12 protein-coding genes and 1 riboswitch are annotated in these 17,864 nt (G+C 69.8%); of the genes, 7 read left to right on the forward strand and 5 right to left on the reverse strand.

The features are described from left to right. Nucleotides 1–86 precede the first annotated feature (86 nt). Genes recC through arfB form a run of 4 tightly spaced genes read left to right on the forward strand, consistent with a single transcriptional unit; the run spans nucleotide 87 to nucleotide 9,827 of the window. Complete coding sequence (gene recC, locus APZ15_RS09770) at nucleotides 87–3,431, forward strand: exodeoxyribonuclease V subunit gamma (protein WP_027787947.1); 3,345 nt, start codon at nucleotides 87–89, stop codon at nucleotides 3,429–3,431. After that, nucleotides 3,428–7,138 carry an exodeoxyribonuclease V subunit beta gene (gene recB / locus APZ15_RS09775; RefSeq protein WP_027787946.1) on the forward strand — a complete coding sequence of 1,237 codons (3,711 nt, stop codon included), beginning with the start codon at nucleotides 3,428–3,430 and terminating at the stop codon, nucleotides 7,136–7,138. Before recC ends, recB begins: the two co-directional genes overlap by 4 nt. Continuing rightward, complete coding sequence (locus APZ15_RS09780; protein WP_027787945.1) at nucleotides 7,135–9,426, forward strand: AAA family ATPase; 2,292 nt, start codon at nucleotides 7,135–7,137, stop codon at nucleotides 9,424–9,426. Before recB ends, APZ15_RS09780 begins: the two co-directional genes overlap by 4 nt. Further along, nucleotides 9,423–9,827 carry an alternative ribosome rescue aminoacyl-tRNA hydrolase ArfB gene (arfB, locus tag APZ15_RS09785; protein WP_021162067.1) on the forward strand — a complete coding sequence of 135 codons (405 nt, stop codon included), beginning with the start codon at nucleotides 9,423–9,425 and terminating at the stop codon, nucleotides 9,825–9,827. The genes APZ15_RS09780 and arfB overlap by 4 nt, the downstream gene beginning before the upstream one ends. Before the next feature lie 58 nt (nucleotides 9,828–9,885). On the opposite strand, the gene APZ15_RS09790 is transcribed toward arfB, so the two are convergent. The 5 genes from APZ15_RS09790 to thiC all read right to left on the reverse strand — a co-directional run bounded on the left by APZ15_RS09790 (nucleotide 9,886) and on the right by thiC (nucleotide 15,535). Then, a complete protein-coding gene (locus APZ15_RS09790; protein WP_027787944.1) occupies nucleotides 9,886–11,166 on the reverse strand; it encodes a sensor domain-containing phosphodiesterase in 1,281 nt (426 codons plus the stop codon). A gap of 463 nt (nucleotides 11,167–11,629) precedes the next feature. Beyond that, nucleotides 11,630–12,556 carry a DMT family transporter gene (locus APZ15_RS09795; RefSeq protein WP_027787943.1) on the reverse strand — a complete coding sequence of 309 codons (927 nt, stop codon included), beginning with the start codon at nucleotides 12,554–12,556 and terminating at the stop codon, nucleotides 11,630–11,632. A 142-nt stretch (nucleotides 12,557–12,698) separates the two neighbouring features. Further along, nucleotides 12,699–12,947, reverse strand: coding sequence for a hypothetical protein (locus APZ15_RS09800; protein ID WP_027787942.1), 249 nt, complete (start codon nucleotides 12,945–12,947; stop codon nucleotides 12,699–12,701). Between the two features lie 194 nt (nucleotides 12,948–13,141). Further along, nucleotides 13,142–13,354, reverse strand: coding sequence for a glycine zipper 2TM domain-containing protein (locus tag APZ15_RS09805; RefSeq protein WP_021162063.1), 213 nt, complete (start codon nucleotides 13,352–13,354; stop codon nucleotides 13,142–13,144). A gap of 249 nt (nucleotides 13,355–13,603) precedes the next feature. Next, nucleotides 13,604–15,535 carry a phosphomethylpyrimidine synthase ThiC gene (gene thiC, locus APZ15_RS09810; protein ID WP_027787941.1) on the reverse strand — a complete coding sequence of 644 codons (1,932 nt, stop codon included), beginning with the start codon at nucleotides 15,533–15,535 and terminating at the stop codon, nucleotides 13,604–13,606. Between the two features lie 124 nt (nucleotides 15,536–15,659). Continuing rightward, nucleotides 15,660–15,776, reverse strand: a riboswitch (TPP riboswitch). 269 nt (nucleotides 15,777–16,045) lie between these two features. Between thiC and APZ15_RS09815 the strand changes: the two genes are divergently transcribed. From APZ15_RS09815 to APZ15_RS09825, 3 genes are all read left to right on the forward strand, one after another. Beyond that, the gene (locus APZ15_RS09815) at nucleotides 16,046–16,321 is read left to right on the forward strand and encodes a pentapeptide MXKDX repeat protein (RefSeq protein WP_027787940.1); all 276 of its coding nucleotides are present in this window, start codon (nucleotides 16,046–16,048) and stop codon (nucleotides 16,319–16,321) included. 92 nt (nucleotides 16,322–16,413) lie between these two features. Next, nucleotides 16,414–17,046 (forward strand): cytochrome b/b6 domain-containing protein, encoded by a 633-nt coding sequence (locus APZ15_RS09820; RefSeq protein ID WP_027787939.1) that lies wholly within the window; start codon nucleotides 16,414–16,416, stop codon nucleotides 17,044–17,046. Between the two features lie 29 nt (nucleotides 17,047–17,075). Continuing rightward, entirely contained in the window at nucleotides 17,076–17,864 is a 789-nt protein-coding gene (locus APZ15_RS09825) for a molybdopterin-dependent oxidoreductase (RefSeq protein WP_027787938.1), read from the forward strand.

A 17,864-nucleotide genomic window follows, 5' to 3' on the forward strand; every position in this document is an offset into this window, starting at 1 on the left:
CCGAGGTTCGCGGAGGCGGTCCATTTGCTATCCTTGATGATCCTGTTCGCCCGGCCCTGCCCGCGCGAGGTTCCGACGCCTGCTTCATGCTCCATCTCTTCTATTCGAACCGTCACGAAACGCTGGCCGACGCGCTGCTCGAGGATCTGGCCGCGTTCCCGGCCCGCAACGGCCCGTGGGCGCCGCAACAGGTCATTGTGCCGAGCGCGGCGCTGCGCCGTCGCCTCGAGCTCGACATCGCCGCACGCAACGGCGTATGCGCGAACGTCGAGTTCACGTATCTCGCGCAGTGGCTGTGGGCGCAGATCGGCTGCGTGCTGACGGTGCCCGCGCGTTCGCCGTTCGCACCCGACCGCCTCGTGTGGCGCTGCTACCGGCTGTTCGCGCAGGCATCCGACGGTGCGCCGTGGCTCGCGTCGCCGCGGCTGGCCGCGTATCTGTCCGCGTCCGACGATGCGATGCGCTACGAGCTTGCCCACCGCGTCGCGGCCGTGCTCGACCATTACCTGACCTATCGTCCCGAGTGGCTCGCCGCGTGGCAGGCCGGCGAGTCCGTGCTCGCGGGCGACGGCGCGCCGCGCGGGATCAGCGACGCCGCGCGCGACGACGAGCGCTGGCAGGCCGCGCTGTGGCGCGCGCTGCTCGCCGAGCTGAGCGACAGCGGCACGCCGCCGGCGCACCGCTTCCTCGTCGAGGCGCGCCATCTCGACCCCGAAACCGTCGCGCGCGCACGCTCGCACTGGCCGGAATCGGTCAGCGTGTTCGCGCTGCCGACGATGCCGCCGCTGCACGTCGCATTGCTGCGCGAGCTGTCGCGCTGGATCGACGTGCGCGTCTATGCGCTGAACCCGTGCCGCGAATTCTGGTTCGACATCGTGACCGCCGCGCATGCCGAGGCGCTCGACGCGGCAGGGCGCCTCGACTACCAGGAGGTCGGCCATCCGCTGCTCGCCGAATGGGGCAGGCAGACCCAGGCGCAGCTGCACATGCTGCACGAACTGACTGAAAGCGCCGCGTCGGGCGACGCGTCGCGTTTCATCGAGAATCCCGCGCCGACGTGGCTCGCGCGTGTGCAGAACGCGATCCTCGAACTGCGGCCCGAGGCCGAAGCCGGCGATGCCCCGGCCGAGCGCGGCATCGAGGTGCACGTGTGCCACAGCCTCGCGCGCCAGCTCGAGGTGCTGCACGACCGGCTGCTCGCGTGGTTCGACGCCGACGCGAGCCTCCAGCCGTCCGACGTGCTCGTCGCGGTCGCCGATCTCGCGGCGGCCGGGCCGCTGATCGATGCCGTGTTCGGCACGGCCGGCAGTGGCGGTGCACGCGTGCCTTACCGGATCACCGGCCTGCCGCCTTCGCAGGCGAACCCGGTCGCGCGCGTGCTGCTCGACTGGCTCGCGTTGCCGGAGCGGCAGGTCGGTGCGCCCGAGCTGGTCGAATGGCTGCGCGTCGACGCGGTGTCGGCACGCTACGGCATCGACGCGACGGCGCTCGAGACGGTGCAGACCTGGCTCGCGGCCGCCGGCGCGCGGCGCGGGCTGTCGCTGCTCGCGAGCGACGATGCGGCCGTGCCGTCGCCGCGTCATACGTTCTCCGATGCGCTCGCGCGGCTCTTTCTCGGTTATGCGATGCCGGAAGGCGCGGCGCCGGTCGGCGCGTGGCTGCCGATCGAGGCGGCCACCGGCAGCGAGGCCGAACTGCTCGGCCGGCTTGCACGCTTCACCGACGATCTCGACGGCTTCGCGCGGCGGCTGGCCGAATCGCATACGCCGCACGGCTGGAGCGAACTGTTCGCCGACACGCTCGCGCGTTTCTTCGATTCGGGCGCCGCGTATGCGGATGCGCTCGCGGGCGTGCGCGACGCGCTCGACGCGATGCTGGCCGCGATGACGGAGGGGGCGCCCGACGAAGCGCTGCCGGCGGCCGTCGTCCGGGCCGGGCTGGCCGCCGCGCTCGACGATCCGGCGCGCGGCGGGGTGCCGTGGGGCGGCGTCACGTTCTCGTCGCTGACGAGCCTGCGCGGGCTGCCGTATCGCGTCGTCTGCCTGCTCGGGATGGACGATGGCGTGCTGCCGAGCCTCGCGCGCGCGGACGAATTCGACCTGATGGCCGTGTTGCCGAAGCTCGGCGATCGCCAGCGCCGCGACGACGAGCGCAACCTGTTTCTCGACCTGCTGCTCGCCGCACGCGACCGGTTGCTGATTGCGTACACGGGCCGCAGCATTCGCGACAACGCGCCGTTGCCGCCCGCGGCACTCGTCGACGAATTGCTCGACCATCTCGCGCTCGTCACGGCAGGCCCCGACGCCGCGCCGGACGCGGTCGATGCCGCGCGGCGCGCGTTCATCGTCGAGCATCCGCTGCAACCGTTCGCGGCCGCGTATTTCCAGCCCGGCAGCGCGCTGGTGTCCTATGACGCCGAGCGGGCGACGCTCGCGTCGCTGCTCGCCGCCGAAGCGTCGCGCGACGGCCCGCGCGAATTGCCGTTCTTCGCGCAGCCGCTGCCGGCCGAACCGGTCGAGCCTGTCGCATTCAGCGAATTCGAACGCTTCTGGCGCCATCCGGCGCGCGCGTTGCTGCGTGGCCGGCTCGGCATCGTGCTTGCCGACGCGCAGGCCGAACTGCTCGATACGGAACCGTTCGCGCTCGACTTCGCCGGCAGCGATGCGCTCGCCGAGCGCGTGCTGCCGCTGCTGATCGAGTCGGACGAGGGCGGCGTGCACGATCATGCGCTGCGCATCGCGGACGCGAGCCCCGAACTGCCGGGCGGCGCGACAGGCGCCGTGTGGCGCGACCAGGCGCTCGGCTCGATGACACAGCTGGCGTCGAACGTGCGTCGTGCGCTGGCCGACGGGATGGAGCGGCGGTCGTTCTCGCTCACCGTCGTGCCCGCGTGGCCCGATACCGAGCAGGCGCTGTTCGGCGCGCACGACGCGCTGCTGTCGGGCGACGCGGTGAGCGCGCCGCTTGAACTGCACGGCACGCTGAACCGGCTGACGCAGGCCGGGCAGATCATCTACCGTTATGCGAGGCCGAGTGCGCGCGACTACCTGTCCGCGTGGCTTGCGCATCTCGTCTACTGCGCGATCGAGCCCGGCGGCCCGCGCCGCACGCTGTGGTTCGGCAGCGGCGGCGCGTTCGAGCTGACGCCTGTCGCGGCGCCGCTCGAGCAGCTCGCACCGCTTGCCGCGCTGTTTCGCGCGGGGCGGCGCATGCCGCTGCGGTTTTTCCCGCGCAGCGCATGGGCGCGGGTGTCCGACGGCGAGGCCAAGGCCGCGAGTGTCTGGATCAACGAACGGGTCGTGAGCGAAGCCGACGATCCGGCCATCGCGATCGCATGGCGCGGCGCGCATGCGTCGCTCGACGAGCCGTTCGCCACGCTCGCGCGGCTCGTGTTCGATCCGCTCGTCGAGCATCTGAAGGAGGTTGCATGAGCGCCGTGTCGCAGCCGCAGCAGGCGCTCGAACTCGACGTGTTCGCGTGTCCGCTCGATGGCGTCAACCAGATCGAGGCATCGGCCGGCACCGGCAAGACCTGGAACATCTGCGCGCTCTATGTGCGCCTGCTGCTGGAAAAGGATCTCGGCGCGGACGAAATCCTCGTCGTGACCTTCACGAAAGCGGCGACCGCGGAGCTGCACGAGCGGATTCGCGGCCGGCTCGCGCAGCTTGCGCATGCGCTCGACACGGGGGACGACGGCGGCGATCGGTTCATCGAGCGCCTGCTCGAGACGACGCTCGGCGAAGGTGGCGAGCTCGATCCCGAAACGGCCGCGAAACGGATCCGGCGTGCGCTGCGCGCGTTCGACCAGGCGGCCATCCATACGATCCACGCGTTCTGCCAGCGCGCGCTGCAGGAAGCGCCGTTCGCGGCCGCGATGCCGTTCGCGTTCGACATGGAGGCCGACGATGCGTCGCTGCGCTTCGAACTCGCGGCGGATTTCTGGCGCACGCGCGTCGAACCGGCGGCCGCACGCTGGCCGGGTTTCGCGACCTGGCTCGTCGAATCGGGCGCCGGGCCGGCCGCGCTCGACGCGCAGCTCGCGCGCCGGCTGAAGAAGCCGCTCGCCGCGCTGCGCTGGGACGGCGTGACCGAGCCCGACGAATCGGCCGAGGCCGCCGCGGCCGAATGCTTCGCGGAGGCCGGGCGGATATGGGCGGCCGAGCGCGAAGCGATCGATGCGTTGCTGCGCGCCGCGCAGCCCGCGCTCAACCAGCGTTCGCACAAACCCGAAGCAGTTGCCGATGCGCTCGCCGCATGGGCCGCGCATTTCGCGCAGGGCGACGCGACGGCTGCGCTGCCGAAGGCCGCGCTGAAGCTCACGCGCACCGCGCTCGTGAAGGCGACGAAAAAAGGCGGCGCGACGCCCGAACACGCGTTCTTCGACGTGGCGGACGCGCTCGAGGCGGCCGTGGCGGCGGCTGAAGCCGCGCAACGCGCGCGCTGGCTCGCGCTGATCGCCGAATGGCTCGACATGGCGCCGGGCGAGCTGGCCGAGCGCAAGCGCACGCGGCGCATCGTGTCGTTCGACGATCTGCTGGCGAACCTGTACCACGCGCTGCATGCGCATCCGTGGCTCGCCGAGACGCTGCGCGCGCGCTATCCGGCCGCGCTGATCGACGAGTTCCAGGATACCGACCCGCTGCAGTTCGCGATCTTCGACCGGATCTTCGCGCCGGGCGGCCCGCTATTCCTCGTCGGCGATCCGAAGCAGGCGATCTACAGCTTCCGCGCGGCCGATCTGCATACCTATCTGGCGGCGCGCGCGCGGGCGAGCGCGTGCTACACGCTCGCGGTCAACCAGCGCTCGACGCCCGCGATCGTCGATGCGTGCAACCGCTTCTTCATGTCGAATCCGCGCGCGTTCGTGCTGGACGGGCTCGACTATTACGCGGTGCGTGCCGGCACGCGCGTGCGCGCGCCGTTCGTCGACGAAACCGATCCGGGCCCGGCAGGCGACTTCCGGGTGTGGGCGTTGCCTGGCGGTGAAGGCACGTTGCTCAAGCGTGATGCGCAGGCACAGGCCGCGCAGGCCTGTGCCGCCGAGATTGCCCGGCTGATGCGGGGCGCGCGCGTAGGGCGCGTGCGGCTCGGCGAGTCGCCGCTGTCGCCGGGCGATATCGCAGTGCTCGTGCAGACGCACCGGCAGGGCAGTCTCGTGAAGCGCGTGCTGGCCACGTGGGGCATCGGCAGCGTGGAACTGGCGCAGGCCTCGGTGTTCTCGACCGGCGACGCGGAGCAGCTTGAACGCGTGCTGGCGGCGATCGATGCGCCGGGCGACCTGCGACGTCTGCGCGCGGCGCTCGCAGCCGACTGGTTCGGCCTCGATGCCGGCGCACTGTGGCGGATGGAGCAGGGCGACGGTGATGCATCACACGAAGCGTCCGCGGCTGACAGCGCCGACGCGATGAGCTGGGTCGAGCGCTTCTCGCGGTACCGGCTGCTGTGGCGCGAACGCGGTTTCGCGGTGATGTGGCGCACGTTCACGCGCGAATTGCGGATCGCCGAGCGGCTGATGGCCGGCGCGGACGGCGAGCGTCGCGTGACCGACATCAACCATCTGGCCGAACTGACGCAGGCACGCGCGTCCGCGCAGCCGGGCATCGCGCCGACGCTGCGCTGGCTTGCCGCGCAACGGCTCGACGGCGGCGGCGAGGAAGCGCAGTTGCGGCTCGAATCCGATCGCAACCTCGTGCAGATCGTCACCGTGCACAAGTCGAAAGGCCTCGAATACGCGATCGTGTTCTGTCCGTTCCTGAACGACGGCGGGTTGCGCGAGCCGCCCGCGTCCGCGTTGCCCGATGCGCGCGAATACCACGACGATGCGGGCGACGCGGTGCTGCATTACGGGTGCGACGACGAGGCGGCCGCGCATGCGGCGCAGCAAGCGCTACGCGAGCAGGCCGCGGAGCGCGCGCGGCTCGTCTACGTGGCGCTCACGCGTGCGGTCTATCGCTGCTACGTCGTCGCCGGGCCGTACCTGTCGTCGCGCTCGACGCGCGAGGCGCGACGCAGCGTGCTCAACTGGCTCGTCGCCGGCGCCGGCCAGTCGTTCGATGCATGGCTCGACGAGCCGCCCGACGAAGCCGCGCTCGATACGGCGTGGCACGCGCTCGCGGGCGGCCCCGTAAGCGTCGCGCCGCTGCCGGCGCCTGCGCGCCCCGAGCGTCTGGCGGCCGGGCACGACGCGTCGCAGACGCTCGCGGCGCGCCATGCGACGCGCGTGCTGCGCGATGCCTGGCGGATGGCCAGCTTCAGTTCGCTGACCGCGTCGATGGCGCGCGAGGAGGCGGGCGTCGCGGCCGTGCCGGATGACGAACTGCGGCCCGACCACGATGCGCTCGCCGCGGTCGCGCCGGATGCCGAGTGGCTGTTGGCCGATACGGTTGCGCCCGAACCGCCGGACGACGACATCCTCGTGTTCCCGCGCGGCGCGGCGGCCGGCGAGTGCCTGCACCGCCTGTTCGAGCTCAGCCGGTTCACCGAGCCCGAGTCGTGGCCGAAGGCCGCGCTCGGTGCGCTGCACGACCGGCCGGTCGAGGCCGGGCCCGAACTCGCGACACGTCTGCCGGCGATGATGGTGCAACTGGTCGATGACGTCGTGCACACCGAGCTCGTGCCGGGCATGCGGCTCGTCGATCTCGATCCCGCGAAGCGGCTCGACGAAATGGGGTTCCTGTTCCCGGCGCCGTCGCTCGACCTGATGGCGCTACGCCGCCTGCTGGTCGCGCACGGCTACCCGGACGTTGCACTGGAGGCGGGCATGCTCGCCGGTTTCATCAAGGGTTTCATCGACATGATCGTCGAACACGACGGCCGCTTCTGGATCGTCGACTGGAAGTCGAACCATCTCGGCACGACGCCGGACGCCTATGGCCCGCGCGCGCTCGACGTCGCGATGGCCGACCACGCATATCACCTGCAGGCGCTGCTCTATACGGTCGCGCTGCATCGCTACCTGCGCGGGCGGTTGCCCGATTACGACTACGACACGCATGTCGCGGGCTACCTGTACCTGTTCGTGCGGGGTGTACGGCCCGGCTGGCGCAGCGGCGGCGAGCCGGCCGGCGTGCATGCGCGGCGGCCCGCGCGCGCGCTTGTCGACGCACTCGACCGGGTGATGGAAGGGGGCCGCGCATGAACGCGCAGGACGATACGCTCGAATTCACCGGCGGCCTCGTCGCGCGGCTGCCCGAGCCCGCCGATTTCGGCATCGCGCTCGCGGAAGGTTTCGCGCGGCGGATCGGCGATCTCGCTCGCCGCGCCGGCGCGCCGGCCGCGGCCGCGCGCTGGGCGGCGCGCGCCGCGTTCGCGACGAGTCGTGCGACGGCAGGCGGCCACGTGTGCGTCGCGCTCGGCGCGCTCGCGCAGCGCTACGAAACACCGCTCGACGAGGTTCGCGCGGCGCTCGCCGCGAGCGGCGTGGTCGCGTTCGGCACGCTCGCGCGTGGCGACGAGCGGCCGCTGATCGTCGACCGCCACGACCACCTGTACCTGTCGCGCTATTTCGACTACGAACGGCGGCTCGCCGATGCGCTCGTCGCGCAGGCCGGTGCGACCGTGCCGGACGAAGGTCTTGCGCCCGACCGGCTGCGCGACAGTCTCGCGCGTTACTTCGGGCCGGCGAACGGCGAAGTCGACTGGCAGCGCGTCGCGGCGATCGTCGCGCTGACCGGCCGCGTGACGATCGTCAGCGGTGGCCCGGGCACGGGCAAGACGACGACCGTCGTCGGCGTGCTGGCCTGTCTGCTCGATGCGCATCCGGGGCTGCGCGTCGCGCTGGCCGCGCCGACCGGCAAGGCCGCGCAGCGGATGCAGGAGGCATTGCATGCGCGGGCCGGCGACCTGCCGCCCGAACTCGCGGCGCGCCTGCCCGATACGTCGTACACGCTGCACCGGCTGCTGGGCGGCGGCGGGGCGGCCGGTTTCCGGCATCATCGCGACAATCCGCTGCCGTACGACCTGATCGTCGTCGACGAGGCATCGATGATCGACGTCGCGCTGGCCGCGCATCTGCTCGATGCGCTCGCGCCGGGCGCGCGGCTCGTGTTGCTCGGCGACAAGGATCAACTGGCCGCGGTCGAGGCGGGTGCCGTATTCGCGGAGCTGAGCGCGCGACCCGCGTTTACCGTCGCGGCGCGTACGCGCATCGCGCAGGCGCTCGGCATCGACGAGGCGGCATTCGTCGCGGCGTTGCCGGTGCAGGACGAGGCCGCGACCGTGGTCGCGGCCGTTCCCGCTGCGCATCCGGTTTCCGCTGCGTCCCGCGTCCCGGCGCCGCCATCGGCCACCACACGCAAGCCGGCGTCGCGACGGAAGGCCGATGCGAGACAGGCATCGCTCTTCGACGACGAACCGCAGGATGACGAAGTTTCGTCGTCCAACGTCGCGCCGCCGCCGGCCGAAACCGGTGAAGCTGGCGACGCAGGCGAGGCCTCCGCATGGATCGAGGTCGACGAACTGGCGTGGCTCGACGCCGTCGAACTGCCGCCGTTTGACGCAGGCGACGTGGCGCTTGCGTCGGTCACATCGAACCCGCCGGGCGAACCCGCCGCCGCGTCCGTAGCGCCCACGCCCGCGCCGGCACCCGCACCGCTCGCCGACTGCGTCGTCTGGCTCGAACGCAACTACCGCTTCGGTCTCGATTCGCCGATCGGGCGGCTGTCGCTCGCGATCCGCAGCGGCGACGTGCAGGCCGCGCTCGACGCGCTGCCCGCCGACGATTCGGCGGCCGCGTCGTTCCATGACGATGCGGGCGAGTCGCTCGCGACGTCGACGCTCGAGCGGCTTGCGCGGCGGTTCGGTGCTTACCTCGACGCGTTGCGCGACGCGCTGGCGGCGCCGGTGCCCGATCCGCTGCCGCTGTTCGACGCGCTCAACCGGTTCCGGATCCTGTGCGCGACCCGCAGCGGCTTGCGCGGCGCGGAGCACGTCAATGCGCTCGTGGCCGCGCACGTGCGCCACGCGGCGCGCGTGCCGCTGGCGGTCGGCGCGCACTGGTTCACGGGGCGGCCGATCATGGTGACGCGCAACGACTACGCGCTCGGGCTGTTCAACGGCGATATCGGCATTGCGCTGCCCGACGCGCACGGCGTGCTGCGCGTGTGGTTCCGGCGTGCGGACGGCACCGCGCGCGCGGTGTCGCCGGCCGCGCTGCCGCCGCACGAAACCGCGTTCGCGCTGACGGTCCACAAATCGCAGGGCTCGGAATTCGACGAAGCCGCGCTCGTGCTGCCGGCATCGTTCGGCCGCGTGCTCACGCGCGAACTCGTCTATACGGCCGTCACGCGTGCCCGCACGCGCGTGCAGGTGATCGGGCCGCGGCGCGTGCTGGCGCAGGCGGTCGCGACGCGCACGCAGCGCGATTCGGGGCTCGCGGCGCGCGTCGACGAGGCGCTTGCACGGCGCCGCATGGAGGCGTCGCGATGATGATCCGCTATACGCTCGATCCGGCCGAGGTCGAATGGACGGCCGTGCGCGCGCAAGGCGCCGGCGGGCAGAATGTGAACAAGGTGTCGAGCGCGATCCACCTGCGCTTCGACATCCGTGCGTCGTCGTTGCCGCCTGTCATCAAGGAGCGGCTTCTCGCGCTGTCCGACCAGCGCATCACGCGCGACGGCATCGTCGTGATCAAGTCGCAGGAATACCGCACCCAGGAGAAAAACCGCGAGGCCGCGCTGGCGCGCCTCGATGCATTGATCGCCGGCGTTGCGTTCACGCCGCGCGCGCGGGTCGCCACGCGGCCGACGCGCGCGTCGAAGGAGCGGCGGCTCGAGCACAAGTCGCGCCGCAGCGCGGTGAAGTCGGGAAGAGGGAAGGTGATCGACTGACGAATGGTCGGGCGGACGAGCCGCGGGTGCGACAGCCGGGCGCCCGCACCCGCGCCGGTTACCGCATCACGGTCCCGGCGCTGTCGAGTACGAAGTCGACGCAGAACACGACGAGCCGGCTCTGCGCGCGGATCGCGACGGCGGCCGTATAGCAGTCGCGGCCTTCCGTCAGCGAGAAATGCGGGCCCATCAGCGCGACGCGTCCGGGCGCGGCGATCGCGCGCTGGAAATACGGGCGCCGCGACCAGTTGCTGTGGGTCTCCGGAAAGAGCGGTGCGAGGCGGGTGACGCCGGCCTGGCCGTCGTCGGCGGGCGCGCCGATCGACGGCAGGAACTGCTCGCCGGTTTCGTCGGTGACGAACACGCGGCGGGCGGCCGGCACCGCGAACACGCGATGCGCGGCGTCCTGCAGGTTGCCGCTCGCGGAAAACGCGGCCGCGCCGGTCAGCACGAGCCGCTCGATCGCGTCGAAGCCCGGCTGCTCGGCGACGACCGGCGTGTGCCGGCGGGCGATGAAGCGCTGCCACGCGGCGTCGAGCATCGCGGGTGCTGCCGCGCTGGCATGGGCGATCGATGCGTCGGGCTGGCCGAACTGGAAACCCTGCACGAAATCGATGTCGGCTTCCATCAGCGCCTGCAGCGAATCGTCGTTCTCGACGCCCTCGGCGAGCACCATCGCGCCGGCCTGGTGCAGCATCGACACGAGGTGATGCATGATGCGGCGATCGTCGGCCGAACCGGTCGAACGTTCGACGAGCGAGCGATCGAGCTTGACGATGTCGGGGCGCGCGCGCCACACGCGGTCGAAGTTCGAGAATCCGGTGCCGAAATCGTCGATCGCGATCAGGAAGTCGCGATGCTGGATCATGTCGATCGTGCGGGCGAGCGCAGCTTCGTCGCGCGACGGCTGTTCGACGACCTCCAGCACGATGCGGTTCGGCGGCAGCGCGAAATGCCGGCACAGCGCCTCGACGAATTCGCGCTGCACGAGGCCCGAGTCGAGCACGCGCGGCGTGACGTTCAGGAACAGCCAGCCGTCGCCGATGCCCTGAGCGACGAAGTTGGCCGTATGCAGGCAGCGCGCGAGCCGGTCGAGCAGCAGCGCGTCGGCGTCGGCGCGCGTCTTGTCGAACAGGGCGGCGGGCGAGATCAGTGCGCCGTTCGCGTCGACGACGCGCAGCAGCGCCTCGTAACCGACGACCCGCTTGTGCGTGATCGACAGCACGGGCTGGAACACGCTGCGCAGCGTCGTGGTGCGATAGGTGGCGACCCAGCCGCCGGGCGTCGGCGTGAGACGGTCGAGCAGGGAGTCGAGCGAGAGGTCGCGGGCGGGCTTCATGTCAACGGAGCCCGGGGGCGAGCGGCGGGGCGGTAGCGCGCCGCCGCGCTGAAGCGGTCGCACGCGCCGGCGGACGCGAAAGGACGTGAGACATCGAGGCCGCCTTCTGCGGGTAAGTGTTCGGAGTGTAACGGGAATGGGGCCGCTCGCGTATCAGGGAAACTCCAGACGCACGCGGGTATGCGGCTGCGGCCGGCGCCGCCCGCATGCGTGCCGCGCATGACCGCCGCGGCGCGAAGGGCGCCGCCGCCGCACATGACAACCCGGCGGCATGGTGAGCATGGTGCGCACGATGAGGCGAGGCGGGCAATCCCGGCGGCCGGCAGGGCCGCGAGCGCATGTCGCCGTCAGACGAATGCCGGCGGCGCTGCGTCACCCTCCACGGCGACGCGGAGAACAGCCGGCACCCGGTCGGAAGGCATCACGGCCCGGCCGATGGCGATACGTGCACCCGAATGAATCGTCAGGTCGCTTCGCCGCTGCGCGGCCGGATCCCGGGAATCCGCTTGATCACGCCGGTCGCGAGCGCGGTGCCGACGAGCACGATCGCGCAGCCTTCGATCATCACGGCCGACACGTGTTCGCCGAGGAACAGCGCGCCCCACAGCAGGCCGAACACCGGAATCACGAACGTCACGGTGATGGCGCGGGCGGGGCCGACATGCGCGATCAGGTAGAAGTAGATGAAATACGCGATGCCCGTGCAGGCGACGCCGAGCGCGAGCACCGAGCCCCACGCGTGCGCGCTGACCGGCGCGGCCGGCCAGGTGGCGATCGCGAACGGCAGCAGCAGGACGGTCGAGCCGATCATGCTGCCGGTCGCGTTGACGAGCGGATCGACGCCGGTCAGCTTGCGCTTCGTGTAATTGGCCGCGATGCCGTACAGCAGCGTCGCGCCGAGTGCCGCGGCGGCGGCGAGCGCGGTCGCGGCGGCGCCCGTTTCGCCATGCGCATTCGCGATCTGGTTCCACACGAGCGTGAGCACGCCGGCGAACCCGATCACGAGGCCGAGCGCACGCGGCAGCGACAGCTTGTCCTTCAGCCACAGGTAGGCCACGAGCGCGCCCCAGAGCGGCGTCGTCGCGTTGATCACCGACGTCACGCCGGCCGACAGCGTCAGCTCGGCGAACGCGAACAGGCAGAACGGGATGCCCGAGTTCAGTGCGCCGACGACGAACAACGGCCACGCGTGACGGCGCAGCCGGGTGCCGAGATCGGCGGGTTTGAAGCGCGTCAGCGCGAAGCCGGCGAGAAACAGCGCGCCGATACCGACCCGCAACGCCATCAGCGGCGCCACGCCGAGATCGACGACGCCGATCCGGATAAACAGGAACGACGCACCCCACAGGGCAGCGAGCACGGTCAGCAGAAGGGCGTTCTTGGGCGACATCGAGTGTGAAGGGCGGGGAAGGGATGCGGGAATCTTACACCCCGTTACCAGGCCGTCGTTTCACGTTTCGATGAAATGGCAAGAAACGGGAATGTCGCCGGTTGCCGGCACGCGATGGCCGCGTGCCGGCGGTCGAGCCCGGTCAGTGATGGCGCCAGCCGCCGTGTCCGCCGCGTCCGCCGAAGCCGAAATTGAGCGATACCGCCGGTCCCCAATAGCCGCCCCATGCGGGCGCGTAGGCAGGTGCCGGATAGTAATAGGCGGGGCCCGGATCGACATAGACCGGGGCCGGTGCAGCCGTGTAATAGCCGCCGGGATAATAGCCGTACGGGTAGTAGCAGCCGGCGAGCGTCACGCAGGCGAGCGCCGCGGCGACGAGGGTCCTGTTCATGATGTCTCTCCGGCGGAGCCGGCAATCGGCAGATGCTTAAGCTTAGGCCGCGCGCCGATGACACGGTGTGCAAAACGGTAACGGATCATTTCCGCACGGGCTGCCGGCCACGTTGCGGCGCCGCATGCGAAAACGGCGCTTCCGCACCGCGAAAACGCCGTCTGGCCGACTGTCGCGGCGCGCTGCGCCGCCTTTTACTTGCCGACCTGGTTGCCGATGATGCCGCCGGCCGCTGCGCCGCCGAGCGTCGACAGCGCGCTGCCGCCGATCGCCGCGCCGGCAACGCCGCCGACACCTGCACCGATTGCCGTATCGCGCTGGCGTCGTGACATCGAATCGCAGGCCGACAGGCTGGCCACCGTCGCGACGAGCAGAGCGCATACCCCAAAACGCCGAATCGAGTTCATGATCGTTGTCCTTGTGGTAGTGAACGGAGGTCGCGCGACCGGCTGGCGACCGCGCATGACCCCAATCTACGCGCCGTCCCATGGGGCTGCTGTAAGGACTTGTTAAGGCTCGGGCGGTTTCGTAATCATTTGTTTCCCTCGCGCCGGCAGGCACGCGGTGTGCACACGCACAAAAAAGCCCGCTCGAAAGCGGGCTTGCGCAGCGCCGAAGCGCGAGACGCGGCGGTCCGGGCGGACCGCCGCGCGTGCTTATTGACGGTGATAGATCTCGGCGCCGGTCTTGACGAACTCGACCGCCTTGACTTCCATCCCCTTCTTCAGCGCTTCGGTTTCCGACACGCCCTGCTGCGCCGCGAACTCGCGCACGTCCTGCGTGATCTTCATCGAGCAGAAGTGCGGGCCGCACATCGAGCAGAAGTGCGCGACCTTCGCGGAATCCTTCGGCAGCGTTTCGTCGTGGAATTCGCGCGCCTTGTCCGGATCGAGACCGATGTTGAACTGGTCTTCCCAGCGGAACTCGAAGCGCGCCTTCGACAGCGCGTTGTCGCGCACCTGCGCACCCGGGTGGCCCTTCGCCAGGTCGGCGGCGTGAGCGGCCAGCTTGTACGTGATGATGCCTTCCTTCACGTCGTCCTTGTTCGGCAGGCCGAGGTGTTCCTTCGGCGTCACGTAGCACAGCATCGCGGTGCCGAACCAGCCGATCATCGCGGCACCGATGCCGGACGTGATGTGGTCGTAGCCCGGCGCGATGTCGGTGGTCAGCGGCCCGAGCGTGTAGAACGGCGCTTCCTTGCACCAGTCGAGCTGGAGATCCATGTTCTCCTTGATCAGCTGCATCGGCACGTGGCCGGGGCCTTCGATCATCACCTGCACGTCGTGCTTCCACGCGATCTGCGTGAGTTCGCCGAGCGTCTTCAGCTCGCCGAGCTGCGCTTCGTCGTTCGCGTCGTAGATCGAGCCGGGGCGCAGGCCGTCGCCGAGCGAGAAGCTCACGTCGTACGCCTTCATGATCTCGCAGATCTCTTCGAAGTGTTCGTACAGGAAGCTTTCCTTGTGATGCGCGAGGCACCACTTCGCCATGATCGAGCCGCCGCGCGACACGATGCCCGTCATCCGGTTCGCGGTGAGCGGCACGTACTGCAGGCGCACGCCCGCGTGGATCGTGAAGTAATCGACGCCTTGCTCGGCCTGCTCGATCAGCGTGTCGCGGAAGATTTCCCAGGTCAGGTCCTCGGCCTTGCCGTTGACCTTTTCCAGCGCCTGGTAGATCGGCACCGTGCCGATCGGCACCGGGCTGTTGCGGATGATCCACTCGCGCGTTTCATGGATGTGCTTGCCGGTCGACAGGTCCATCACCGTGTCGCCGCCCCAGCGGATCGCCCACGTCATCTTGTCGACTTCCTCGCCGATCGACGACGTGACGGCCGAGTTGCCGATGTTCGCGTTGATCTTCACGAGGAAGTTGCGGCCGATGATCATCGGCTCGGATTCCGGGTGGTTGATGTTCGCGGGGATGATCGCGCGGCCGCATGCCACTTCCGAGCGCACGAATTCCGGCGTGATCTCGGCCGGCGCGTTCGCGCCGAAGGCCGCTGCGCCGAACGCCTGGCCCGGGTGCTGGCGGCCCATCATCGCGGCGAGCTTCGCGCCGTTCGGGCCGCTCGCCTTCAGGCTCTCGAGGTACTCGGCGCGGCGCTGGTTCTCGCGAATCGCGATGTATTCCATTTCCGGCGTGATGATGCCCTGGCGCGCGTAGTGCATCTGCGTGACGTTCTTGCCGGCCTGTGCGCGGCGCGGGTTGCGGTGCAGGCCCGGGAACCGCAGGTCGGCGGTGGCCGGGTCGGCCGCGCGCTCGAGGCCGTACCGGCTCGACAGGCCGCCGAGCACTTCGGTGTCGCCGCGTGCCTCGATCCAGCCCTGGCGCAGCGCGGCCAGGCCCGCGCGGATGTCGATCTTCGCGTCCGGATCGGTATAGGGGCCCGACGTGTCGTACACGTAGATCGGCGGATTCTTTTCGCCGCCGAAGCCGGTCGGCGTATCGGCCTGCGTGATTTCACGCATCGGCACGCGGATGTCGGGCTGCGAGCCGGTTACATAAACCTTGCGCGAATTGGGCAGCGGGGCGACAGCGGCGGCGTCGACGTGTGCGTCGGCGGACAGAAACTTCGGATTGGCGTTCATGCAATCTCCTGTATGAGCGCCGGACAGGCGCTTCGGCGCTTGCCCGGAGCCCTTGACGAATGTGGGGCTCGAGCTAAGCAGGAGACGAGGCTTGGTGAGGCGGCGGATTTCGTCAGAAGGATGGCGGCGAAATCCGTACGCTTCCCTGCGCTGGCATTATCCAGATCAGGTTCAAAGGGTATTTCTCACCCGCAATGCCGGTTGTTTGACCGCGCGCATTGCAGGACCCCCGCGTTAGCAGCGCACACGATACACTGGCTTCGCGGCGGTTTCAACCGGGAGAGAATCGGCTGCCCCGGTGCGGCCGCAGCATGGCGGGCGGTGCGATGGCCCGTCGAAATGGCAGCGCGCGTCGCCGCCGCATGGCCCCACGGCTTGGCCGGCCGGGGTGAAGCGGTGCAACATGGCGCGCTTTCGCGCAACCTCAAAAAATTTTTTCGCAGCGGCTGTCATTTCCCGCGACGTCGTCCGTCTATTCGGCTCCTTAAACCCATGTGTTGGAGAGATGTCATGAAAAAAGTACTGATCGCCGCTTGCGTCGCCGCTATCGCCACGATTGCCACGGGCGCGTATGCGCAGAACGACGCGATGTCGCAGCCGGGTTCGTCGATGTCGAAGGACGCGATGGGTCACGACGCGATGGCCAAGGATGCAATGGGCCATGACGCGATGAAGAAGGACGGCATGAAGAAGCATGCGATGAAGAAAGACGCGATGAAGAAGGACGCGATGTCGCACGACGAGATGGGCAAGCCGTCGGGCGACAAGATGGCGCCGTCGAACTGACGGAGGCGGACGCGGCGCGGCCGGCGCGTGCGTCGCACGGCGGCCGCCCGCATCGCATCCTGTCTCGTCGACTCATTCCCGGAGTCTTCATCATGCAAACCGTTCCCGCTACCGGGCGCGCGACCGCCACGCCGCCCGCGCGCCCGATTCATCCGCTGTGGGTGCGCGCGAGCCACTGGCTCAATGCGCTCGCGGCGATCCTGATGGTGCTGTCCGGCTGGCGCATCTACGACGCGTCGCCGATCTATCCGCCGTTCGTGTTTCCGCACGGCATCACGCTGGGCGGCTGGCTCGGCGGCGCGCTGCAATGGCATTTCGCGGCAATGTGGCTGCTGGTCGGCAACGGGCTGTTCTACCTCGCGATGTCGATCGCGACGGGGCGCCTCGCGCGCAAGATGCTGCCGGTCACGCCGGCGTCGATATGGCGCGACGTGCGTGCCGCGCTGGGCGGACGGCTGTCGCACGACGACCTGAGCGTCTACAACGCGGTGCAGCGTGCCGCTTACCTGACCGCGATCGTCGATCTCGTCGTGCTGGTGCTGTCGGGGCTCACGATCTGGAAATCCGTGCAATTCCCGCTGCTGCGCGAATTGTTCGGCGGCTACGACAACGCGCGTGTCGTGCACTTCTGGGCGATGTCGCTCCTCGTCGCATTCGTTGTCGTTCACGTCGCGATGGCGCTGCTGGTGCCGCGCTCGCTGCTCGCGATGCTGCGCGGCCGCTGACCCGCGAGCCGCGGGCGAAGGAAATCATCATGTCGGAATCCGAATACAAGCGCGAGGGTTCGCGCTGGACGCTCGACCGGAAGTCGCTCGAGCTGGACGTGCGCCGCGAGCTCGAGATGCCGTCGCGGCGCCTCTTCAACCGGCGCATCCTGACGCTCGGCGGCCTGACGATGCTGACCGGCTGCACGTTGAAGGACGACGCGTCGGTCAACACGTTCCTCGAGACGGTGTCGCGCATGAACGACCGCGTGCAGGCGTGGCTGTTCAGCGGCGAACGGCTCGCACCGACCTACACCGAAGCCGACATCACGCGACCGTTCCCGTTCAACGCGTATTACGGGATCGACGACGTGCCGCACGTCGATGCGTCGACGTACCGGCTCGTGCTGTCCGGCCGCGTGACGGGCAAGCGCGTGTGGACGCTCGACGAACTGTATGCGCTGCCGCACGCGGAGCAGATCACGCGACATATCTGCGTGGAAGGGTGGAGCGCGATCGGCCGCTGGGGCGGCACGCCGTTCGGCGCGTTTCTCGCACGGGCCGGCGCCGATACACGGGCGAAGTACGTGGGCTTCAAGTGCGCGGACGACTACTACGAGAGCATCGACATGCCGACCGCGCTGCATCCGCAGACGCTGCTCGCGTTCGACTACGACGGCCGCCGGCTGCCGCCGGAATTCGGCTTCCCGATGAAGCTGCGGATGCCGACCAAGCTCGGCTACAAGAACCCGAAGCACATCATGGAAATCTTCGTGACCGATACGTATCCGGGCGGCTATTGGGTCGATCAGGGGTACAACTGGTTCGGCGGATCGTGA

It is taken from the genome of Burkholderia cepacia ATCC 25416, assembly GCF_001411495.1.
Taxonomy (GTDB): domain Bacteria; phylum Pseudomonadota; class Gammaproteobacteria; order Burkholderiales; family Burkholderiaceae; genus Burkholderia; species Burkholderia cepacia.